The organism is Amycolatopsis echigonensis (assembly GCF_014174495.1).
GTDB lineage: Bacteria > Actinomycetota > Actinomycetes > Mycobacteriales > Pseudonocardiaceae > Amycolatopsis > Amycolatopsis echigonensis.
Genome location: NZ_JACJHR010000158.1, coordinates 1 through 9,172, shown reverse-complemented (window position 1 = coordinate 9,172; position 9,172 = coordinate 1). Strand labels below are relative to the sequence as shown.

General features: G+C 70.7%; 9 protein-coding genes. 3 read left to right on the top strand and 6 right to left on the bottom strand.

Annotated features, from left to right (window positions below; translation table 11 throughout):
• Positions 1-150: 150 nt before the first annotated feature.
• The 3 genes from H5411_RS45025 to H5411_RS45015 form a co-directional block, all read right to left on the bottom strand.
• Positions 151-774, bottom strand: coding sequence for a hypothetical protein (locus H5411_RS45025; RefSeq protein WP_183127869.1), 624 nt, complete (start codon positions 772-774; stop codon positions 151-153).
• A gap of 69 nt (positions 775-843) precedes the next feature.
• Positions 844-1,767 (bottom strand): aldo/keto reductase, encoded by a 924-nt coding sequence (locus tag H5411_RS45020; RefSeq protein WP_183127868.1) that lies wholly within the window; start codon positions 1,765-1,767, stop codon positions 844-846.
• A 96-nt stretch (positions 1,768-1,863) separates the two neighbouring features.
• The gene (locus H5411_RS45015) at positions 1,864-2,202 is read right to left on the bottom strand and encodes a hypothetical protein (RefSeq protein ID WP_101439870.1); all 339 of its coding nucleotides are present in this window, start codon (positions 2,200-2,202) and stop codon (positions 1,864-1,866) included.
• A 120-nt stretch (positions 2,203-2,322) separates the two neighbouring features.
• On the opposite strand from H5411_RS45015, the gene H5411_RS45010 reads away from it, so the two are divergent.
• A complete protein-coding gene (locus tag H5411_RS45010) occupies positions 2,323-3,228 on the top strand; it encodes a DMT family transporter (RefSeq protein WP_183127867.1) in 906 nt (301 codons plus the stop codon).
• 55 nt (positions 3,229-3,283) lie between these two features.
• Here the strand turns inward: H5411_RS45010 and arc are convergent, their stop codons facing one another.
• Positions 3,284-5,086, bottom strand: a complete 1,803-nt coding sequence (gene arc, locus H5411_RS45005) for a proteasome ATPase (RefSeq protein WP_101439868.1) — start codon at positions 5,084-5,086, stop codon at positions 3,284-3,286.
• A gap of 300 nt (positions 5,087-5,386) precedes the next feature.
• Here arc and H5411_RS45000 point away from each other — a divergent pair, with 300 nt between their 5' ends.
• A complete protein-coding gene (locus H5411_RS45000) occupies positions 5,387-6,316 on the top strand; it encodes a hypothetical protein (protein WP_312878756.1) in 930 nt (309 codons plus the stop codon).
• Positions 6,317-6,775, top strand: coding sequence for a hypothetical protein (locus tag H5411_RS48225; RefSeq protein ID WP_183127866.1), 459 nt, complete (start codon positions 6,317-6,319; stop codon positions 6,773-6,775).
• Here the strand turns inward: H5411_RS48225 and H5411_RS44990 are convergent.
• Positions 6,772-7,602: a tRNA (adenine-N1)-methyltransferase gene (locus tag H5411_RS44990; RefSeq protein WP_183127865.1), complete on the bottom strand. Its 831-nt coding sequence runs from the start codon at positions 7,600-7,602 to the stop codon at positions 6,772-6,774. The two genes, H5411_RS48225 and H5411_RS44990, sit on opposite strands and share 4 nt — an antisense overlap.
• An 81-nt stretch (positions 7,603-7,683) precedes the next feature.
• Positions 7,684-8,838: a M50 family metallopeptidase gene (locus H5411_RS44985; protein WP_101439865.1), complete on the bottom strand. Its 1,155-nt coding sequence runs from the start codon at positions 8,836-8,838 to the stop codon at positions 7,684-7,686.
• Between the last annotated feature and the right edge of the window lie 334 nt (positions 8,839-9,172).

Here is a 9,172-nt window from a genome sequence, read left to right as displayed (position 1 = left end):
CCCGGCCCCCCCGGCGGGGGGGGATCCCTTCCAGGTGGGGGGGTGGGGGAGCGGTGCGCCGGGCGGGGGGCCGCGCGCACTGCTCCTCGACCCGCCGACGCGATCCCGCGTTTCGGTTCAGTCCGAAGAAAGAAGGTGGGGGCTGGCTGTTTAAGGCTGAACGGTTAGCTTGTTCGCCATTTTCGGCAGCAGCCGCATCGCCGCGTCTTGCGCCCGCGCTGGCGTGCTCGCCGCGACGCTCAGCGCCGACACGAGATTTCCCTTCGCCACCAACACCGCGCACGTTGAGCCTTCGCACCACGCCCGCTGCACGGCGATCCCCGGCTGCGGCGGCAACGGCACCTCAGCACCCGCGCAATGCGCACCCGACACGACGTCCTCGCCCGACCGGTCCGCGTACGCCGTGACCTCGTGCGTCAGCGCCGAACCGCTCGGATACACCCAGCTCACCGACTTGCGCTCGCCCGCGGCCAATCCGGTCAGGCACCCCGAAACCCGGCCCGAACCCGGCTTCACGCCTTCCTCGGCAACGTCCGCATCGGACAGCAGAGCCGCCTCCGCACGCCGCGGATCCGGTGCCGCCGCGGAAGAAACCACTGGCGGATCGACCGCGCGCGAAACGGGCGGCGCCACGGGAGCGCTCGTGCCCGGCACCGGGACCGGATCGTCGTAGTAGGTCTCGAGATTGTTGGGCCGGTTGCCGCATCCGGCGAGCCCGGCCAGCGCCCCCAGCCCGACCAGCACAGCGACTGCTGGCACCTGCCGACGACGCACGTTGCCCCTCCGCGCTCAGTGTTGCCCGTCCGCCCCGGGCCATGCTGCGCCCGAGGGTAATGCAGCCGCTCAGCTCCACCCGAGGTGGGATCGACGCGTCCAGTACTCGCGCGCGTCCTCCGCGAGTTCTCCCAGCGCAACGCGGTCTTCGTCGCTCAGCCGGACCCGCGCGGCGGCGAGGTTCGCGGCGAGCTGCGCGGGGCTCGACGGGCCAAGGACCGCCACCGGAGCCCACTCCTGACCGAGCACCGCGGCCACCGCGATCGCGTCCGGGCCGACGCCGTGCGCCTCGGCGATCCGCCGCAGCGGCTCCGGAGCCTCCGCGACTAGCCGGCCGTTCGCGAGGGTTTCCTTGACCAGCACCCGTTTCCCGGCCGCTTTCGCTTCGGCCAGCGCCGGGCCGGCCGAAGGCTCGAAGACGTTCCATGTGGACTGGACCGACGCGAACACCGGCTGTCCGCCCGATTCCAGCTCGAACGCCCGGCGCACCACGCCCGCCTGCGCGGGCCCGGAGGTGGAGAACCCGACCTCGACGCCGTCGCCGGAAAGGCCCGCCAGCGCGTCGAGCAGAGCCGGATCAGTGAAAAGTGGACTGTCCACAGTGAGCGAATGGACCTGGTACAGGTTCACGTGGGCCGCCAGGAGTTCCCGCGTCTGCGCCCACTGTTCGCGGAACCGCGGCAGCGTGTGTTCCTTGACCTCGTGGACGTCCGCGTCGAGCCGCCAGTCGCCCACGTAGCGGTAGCCCCACTTGCTGGACACGAAGACGTCCTGGTGTCCGCGTTCGGCTAACCAGCTGCCGAGGAACTCCTCCGAACGGCCGTAGGACCGCGCGACGTCGACCCAGCGAACTCCCGCTGCGTACGCGGCGTCGAGCACCTCGTGCGTCGCGGCTCGCATCGACGGCACATCCCGCACTTCGGGCAAGTCCCGTCCGAGATTGATGTATGCCGGACGGCCGAGCGCGGCCAGCCCCACCGCGATGCGGTCCATCGGGATCCCCTTGTCTGTGGCGATTTTTGGGTACGAGTCAGGCAGATTGAGGCAGGACGGAGAGGAACGTTCTTTACTCGCCAGGCGTATAGGTCGTTATACACTTTGTTTGTGCCGGAGGATGGCGAGCCATTGGCCGGAGTTCTGGGCTTGGCGGTGGAGTTTTTCGAGACGGGCGGCGGGTGCTCGGACGTAGCCTTTGCCGAAGACCGGGGCGATCTGACGGAGGCTGGCTCCTTCCTCGCGGGCGGCGAGCAGTGCCCAGTCGGAGGCGTCGGCGCAGGCCGCGGAGGCGCGGCGCAGCTCCCCCAGCAGGTCGATGAGGTCGTTCGCGTTGAGCTCCCCCGCTTGGACGGCGGCGGCGGTCGTCTCGAGCCAGGCCAGGACGTCGGCCTCGGTGATCGGCGGGCGCGGGCGGGCGTTGTCTGTGCTCACGCGGCGCAGTATAGGGCGTTATACACCGACGTCGAGCACAGTGACCGAAACCCGCTGGACTCCGGGCGTGGCGCGGACGTTGACTGGCCGCAGCAGTCCGCTGGTCGTTTCGGAGGTTCAGTGAGGTTCGGCATCGCCGCCCGGTTCGTCGCGCTCGCTGTCGTGTGGGGCGCGAGTTTTCTGTTCATCAAGGTGGGCCTGGAGGGGCTCTCGCCGGCTCAGGTGGCGCTGGCGCGGGTCGCGCTGGGAGCGTTGACGCTCGGCGCGTTTCTGGCGCTGCGCAGGCGGCCGCTCCCCCGCGATCCCGCGTTGTGGGCGCATCTCGCGGTGGTTTCGCTGCTGTTCTGCGTGGGCCCGTTCCTGCTGTACTCGTGGGCCGAGCAGTACGTGGCGTCCGGGCTCGCCAGCATCTTCAACGCGACCACTCCCCTGCTGACCATGCTGTTCGCCGCGGCCGCGCTGCCCGCGGAACGACTGACCCGGCCGAAAGCCGCCGGTCTGCTGATCGGGTTCGCCGGCGTGCTCACGCTTGTCGGCGTCTGGCGCGGCATCGATCTCAGCAAGGAAGTCCTCGCCCAGCTCGCCTGCCTCGGCGCGACCACCTGCTACGGCCTGGCTTTCGTGTACTTGCGGAAGTTCGTGTCGCCGCGCAACCCGGACCCGGTCGTCGTCGCGTTCGGGCAAACCGGTTTCGCCACCGTCATTCTGCTCGCCGCGACGCCGGTCGTCGCGGCACAGCCGGTGCACCTGAACCTCGCCGTGGTCCTGTCCATGCTGGCGCTCGGCGTGCTCGGCACCGGCGTCGCCTACACCTGGAACACCGCCATCGCCAGCGCCTGGGGCGCTGCCAACGCATCCGCTGTGACCTACCTCACTCCGGTGGTCGGGGTTCTGCTCGGCGTGCTGGTCCTCGACGAACCGGTGCACTGGAACGAGCCCGTCGGCGCGCTCCTCGTGGTGCTCGGGATCCTCGCATCGCACGGACGGCTTTCCCGGGCGCGCCAACCAGTCCTGGAACGGGTCTGAAACGGCCCGTGGGGCCGCCGGAGGGATCCGGCGGCCCCACAGTGCTCGCGCTGCGCTACAGGTACTGACCGGTGTTCGTGGCGGTGTCGATCGCCCGCCCCGATTCCTGGTTCTTGCCGGTGACGAGCGTGCGGATGTAGACGATCCGCTCGCCCTTCTTGCCGGAGATCCGGGCCCAGTCGTCCGGGTTGGTGGTGTTGGGCAGGTCCTCGTTCTCCGCGAACTCGTCGACGATCGCGTCCAGCAGGTGCTGCACGCGCAGGCCGGGCTGCTTGGTCTCCAGCACCGACTTGATCGCCGACTTCTTCGCCCGGTCCACGATGTTCTGGATCATCGCGCCCGAGTTGAAGTCGCGGAAGTACAGGACTTCCTTGTCCCCGTTGGCGTAGGTGACCTCCAGGAACCGGTTCTCGTCGCTCTCCTCGTACATCCGCTCGACGGTGTGCTGGATCATCGCGTCGAAGGTCGCCTTCTGGTCCCCGCCGAACTCCGCCAGGTCGTCGGCGTGGATCGGCAGGCCCTCGGCCAGGTACTTCGAGAAGATGTCCTTCGCGCCCTCGGCGTCCGGACGCTCGATCTTGATCTTCACGTCGAGCCGGCCCGGCCGCAGGATCGCCGGGTCGATCATGTCCTCGCGGTTGGAGGCGCCGATGACGATGACGTTCTCCAGCCCCTCGACGCCGTCGATCTCCGACAGCAGCTGCGGCACGATCGTCGTCTCCACGTCGGACGACACGCCCGAGCCGCGGGTGCGGAAGATCGAGTCCATCTCGTCGAAGAACACGATGACCGGGGTGCCCTCGGAGGCCTTTTCGCGCGCCCGCTGGAAGATCAGCCGGATCGACCGCTCGGTCTCGCCGACGAACTTGTTCAGCAGCTCCGGGCCCTTGATGTTGAGGAAGTAGGACTTGCCGTCCGCGTTGTCCCCGCGAGCCTCGGCCACCTTCTTGGCCAGCGAGTTCGCCACCGCCTTCGCGATGAGCGTCTTCCCGCAGCCCGGCGGGCCGTAGAGCAGGACGCCCTTCGGCGGGCGCAGCTGGTACTGCTCGTACAGGTCCGCGTGCAGGAACGGCAGCTCCACGGCGTCGCGGATCTGCTCGATCTGCCGGGTCAGGCCGCCGATGTCCTCGTAGCGGACGTCCGGGACCTCCTCCAGCACGAGGTCCTCGACCTCCGCCTTCGGCACCCGTTCGTAGGCGTAGCCCGCCTTCGAGTCGACCAGCAGCGAATCGCCCGGCTTGAGCGGCTGCTCGGCGAGCGGGTCCGACAGCAGGACCACCCGCTCCTCGTCCGCGTGCCCGACCACGAGAGCGCGCGTGCTGCCGCCCTCGACGTCCGGTGCAAGCACCTCGCGCAGCGCGCACACCTCGCCGGTGCGCTCGAAATCGCCGCCTTCGACGACCGTGAGCGCCTCGTTGAGCCGCAACGCCTGCCCGCGCCGCAGCGACGAGACCTCCACCGCGGGCGACACCGAGACGCGCATCTTGCGCCCCGCGGTGTAGACGTCCACCGTGTTGTCCTCGTACGCCTCGACGAACACCCCGTAGCCGCTCGGCGGCTGGGCCAGCCGGTCGACCTCTTCGCGGAGGGCGAGCAGCTGACCCCGCGCCTCGCGCAGGGTTTCGACGAGTTTCGTGTTCCGCTCGGTGAGCTGACTCACCCGTTCCGACGCCTCGGCGAGGCGTTGTTCGAGAACGCGGTTCTGTCGCGGAGAATCGGTGAGCCTGCGGCGCAGCAGCGCCACTTCTTCCTCGAGAAAACGGATCTGCCGGGCTTGTTCCTCTGGTGTCTGCCCTGCTCCGCCGGTTGCTGAAGGGTCGGCCTCCTCGCGCCGACCTCCGGGAAGGTCATGATGCATCGGGCACCTCCTCGGAGTGCTTTTCATTCCACGGTACCGGCGATCACCGACAAGAAAAGGCCTTTCCGCATCACAAGACCGGCGCGTCGCGCTTTTTCCTCCGGCGAAGCACGGCCGCGAGCGCAGCGCAAGCGGCCGATTCGGTGCCGCGGACGGGAATCCGCTCCGCGCGGGTTTCCGCAACGCGGAACTGAACGCGGTAAGGATGCCCCGCCGAGCGCCCGGCAAACCCGAGTTGCGGGTTGGCTGCGCGGAAACCCGCGCGGCTGGCTAGCATCCCCGGGTGGCCACGCTCTGCTCGTGGCCCGCACTTTCGCGAGCACGGCAGGGGGAACCGAGATGACGTATCCGCCGCAGCAGCCCGGCGGCTGGGACCAGGGCGGACAGCAGCCGAATCCGTACGGGCAGCAGCCCGGCGGCCAGCCTCCGTACGGGCAGCCTCAGCAGGGCGGATGGAACCAGGGCGGGCAGCCGCAGTCCGGCGGATTCCCCTCCGCTCCCGGCCCCGGCACGCCCGGCCAGGGCGGCCCCTACCAGGGCGGATACCAGCAGCCGGGCGGTCCCCAGCAGTACGGGCAGCAACCGGACCAGTACGGCCAGTTCGGGCAGCAACCCGGCCAGTTCGGGCAGCCGGGACAGCCCGGCGGGCCGTTCGGGCAGCAGCCGGGCGGGCAGTTCGGCGGGTTCGGCGAGGAGCCGCCGAAAAAGAAGAAGACCGGCCTGATCGTGGGCCTCGCGATCGGCGCGGTGGTCCTGCTCGGCGGCGCGACCGGCCTGGTCATCTGGCTGACCGGCGACAGCAAGGACACCAAGACCGCCGCCCCGGCGTCGTCCTCGGCTCCGGCCGCGGGCCCGCAGTCCGGCGGGCCGAGCGGCAGTTCGTCGTCGTCCCCGACGTCCGCGGGTTCGGGCAGCGGCGACTACCCGGCCGCGTCCGGGGCGAAGCCGACCTCGGGCGAACTGTTCCAGGCCGCGTCCGAGGCGTACAACAGCTCGGACACCGACGGGCTGTACTCGATGCTCTGCACCAGCCTCACCAACGGCCAGAAGCCGACCGAGAAGATGCCCTCCGGCATCCACTTCGAGCTCACCAGCAGCCCGCAGGAGAACGGCGACCAGGCCACGGTGAAGTACCACGTCACCATGGCCAGCAAGACCGCCGACGGCACCCTCACCGCCCTGCGCCAGGGCGGGGCCTGGTGCCTCGGGAAGGTCAGCACGGACCACTAGGTGAGACGCCGGCTCGGCACGGCACTCGGCCTGCTCGCAGTCGTTGTCGCGGGCGGCGTCCTCGGCCTGGTCTCGATCGGCCTGCCGGGGCCCGCCCGTCCCTCCTCGGACCCGCCCGCTCCCCCGCCTTCGCCGCGAAGCAGCACATCGTCGAGTCGCGCGCCCGCGGCGGATCAGGCCGCGGTCGCGACGCTGGCGCGCACTCTCGTCGACGCGATCACGCGCGCCGACTCGGCCGAATTCGGCACTCTCACTTGCAAACCGCAAACTGCTGCGGCGCTGAAGGAACTCCAGGCGAAATGGGACGCCGCGGGCCCGCTTCGCGTCTCACTGGCTGGACAACCGGCGATCGCGGGCGACGACGCCACCGTGACCGTCCGAGTCGAGGGCACCGGCGGGCACAAGGAGACGCCGTTCCCGCTGCGGCGCGAGAACGGCCGATGGTGCGTCCCTGGTTAGCCTTTGCCCTTGCTGGGCCGTCGTGAAACGCGCGGCGACACTGTGCCGTCCGCGAGACGACGGGCAGTGAGCAGGAAAGCGGTGTGCGCGACCATCCGGTGGTCCGGCCGCACCGCGAGGCCGACGACGTGCCAGGGCCGCATCAGCGTCTCCCACGACTCCGGCTCGGTCCAGCACTGCTGTTCCCGCAGCGATTCCGTGACGCGCGACAGCTGGGTGACGGTGGCGACGTAGACGGTCAGGACCCCGCCGGGGACCAGATGCTCGGCGACGTTGGGCAGCTGGTCCCACGGCGCGAGCATGTCCAGCACGACCCGGTCGACCTCGCCGGAGTGCGTGGCCAGGTCGGCGACGGTGAGCGTCCAGTTGTCCGGCTTCTCGCCGAAGAACTTCACGACGTTGCGCTCGGCGTGCTCCGCGTGGTCGTCGCGGATCTCGTAGGAGAACACCTGTCCCGCCGGACCGACCGCGCGCAGCAGCGAGCACGTCAGCGCGCCGGAACCGGCGCCGGCCTCGAGAACGCGGGCGCCCGGGAAGATGTCGCCCCACATCACGATCTGCGCGGCGTCCTTCGGGTAGATCACCTGGGCACCGCGCGGCATCGACAGGACGTAGTCCGGCAGAAGCGGCCGCAGCGCGAGATACGTGCTGCCCCCGGCCGAAGTGACCACGCTGCCCTCGGGACGGCCGATGAGGTCGTCGTGCGCGAGCGCGCCGCGGTGCGTGTGGTACTCGCCGCCGTCGGCGAGCGTGAGGGTGTAGTGCCTGCCTTTCGAGTCCGTCAGCTGAACCCGGTCACCTGCACGAAACGGTCCGCTGACCGACAACTTCTTCCTCCACTGCGAAACCCGGAACGCCGACGTCGAATCCTCGCAGGTCGTCCCGCGCGCGTCGTGCGCGGGTGCCCCTCACTGGGCGCGACGGCCCTGCATCAGCGCGGTCCGCAGGTCCTCGCGGCGCAAGACGCCCGCGGGACGGCCTTCGTCGTCGACCACGAGGAACTGCCAGGCAGGCGTCTCGCGCACGCGCTCGGCGATCTCCTCGCCCGGTTCCGACGCCAGCAACACAGTTTCCGCGCGGATCGGCTCGGCGGCCTGTTCGGCGGGCGCGTGCGGACTGACGCTCGCCAGGTGTTGCGCGGCTTGCTCGTCCAGCAATCCCGCCGCGACCCCGTCCGCGCGCACCAGCACGACACCGCGTCCCGCTGCTGCCGCCAACGCGTCGGACACCGGGCTTTCAGCGGGCAGCTGCAGCACCGGACGCACCAAATCGGACAGTTCCAGCCCGGCGGGCCAGCCGCGCCGCGCTTCCGCCGCCAGTTCGGAGCGCGCGCCGAGAATCACGAACCACGCCGTCACGACGCACACGCCGAGCCGCAGCCAACGGTCCGGGCTCTGCATCGCCAAGCCCAGCAGCGCCCAGACGATCAGCCCGGTCGCGACCAGCGCGCCGCCGGCGACCGCGGCCCGGGTCCCCTTGGCCCGCAACCCGGTCATCGCCCAGACCCCGGCGCGCACGAGCCGTCCGCCGTCCAGCGGCAAGCCCGGCAGCAGGTTGAACAACCCGACCGCGAAGTTGGCCACCGCGCACTCGGCGACCAGCAGCCACACCGCACCGTCCGGCGGCACCGCGAACAGCAGCAGCGAGCAGAAGCCGCCCAGCACCAGCGAAACCGCGGGCCCCGCCGCGGCGACGAGCCCTTCCTGACCCGGGCGCCGCGGCGTTCGGGCCACTTCGGACAGTCCGCCGAGGAGGAAAAGCCGCAGCCGCCGTACCGGGATCCCCAGCCGCAGCGCGACGAGACAGTGCCCCAGTTCGTGCGCGAGCACGGAAAGCCCGAGCAGCACCGCGAACGCGGCGGCGAGCAGCCAGGCGGTCGGCGTCGAAACGTCCGGCAGGAGCCGCCCGACCAGCGGCGCGTAGAGCACCACGATGATCAGCGACCCGATCCACCACGACGGGGCGAGCACAACGGGCACCCCGCCGACGCGGAACAGCAGCAGGCCGCCGTCCCCGCCGGCGCGCCGAGCGGGCCCGGCGCCGTGCTGACTGGTCGCGGCCATGCGGGACAGAGTAGGGGGCGGTGTGTGGGAAGCCGGTGACCCGGTCTCCCCGGACGGGTGGTGTCGGTCTCGCCCCCGGCCGCCCGGCCCGGCCCGAACGCAGTGGCCGACTGCTCGAGAGAATCAGCTTTCCTCGAAAAACCCCTTCACGCACCCAACCGGAACCAGCAGATCACGGCGCGCACGGCCGGACGACCTCCTCCCCCTTCGCCAACGCAACCCTCTCCCGGCCTCTCCCGGAACCCGCCGCGCCAGAACACTTCGCCAGCCCCCCCCACCCCAGCCATCCACTCCCAACCCGACCCCACCGCGGGGCCCCCTCGGCGGGCCGGGG

Coding starts and splice junctions, on each gene's coding strand:
- H5411_RS45020 (WP_183127868.1), bottom strand. CDS start 1,767: ATGGACCGCATCGCGGTGGGGCTGGCCGCGCTCGGCCGTCCGGCATAC.
- arc (WP_101439868.1), bottom strand. CDS start 5,086: ATGCATCATGACCTTCCCGGAGGTCGGCGCGAGGAGGCCGACCCTTCA.
- H5411_RS44985 (WP_101439865.1), bottom strand. CDS start 8,838: ATGGCCGCGACCAGTCAGCACGGCGCCGGGCCCGCTCGGCGCGCCGGC.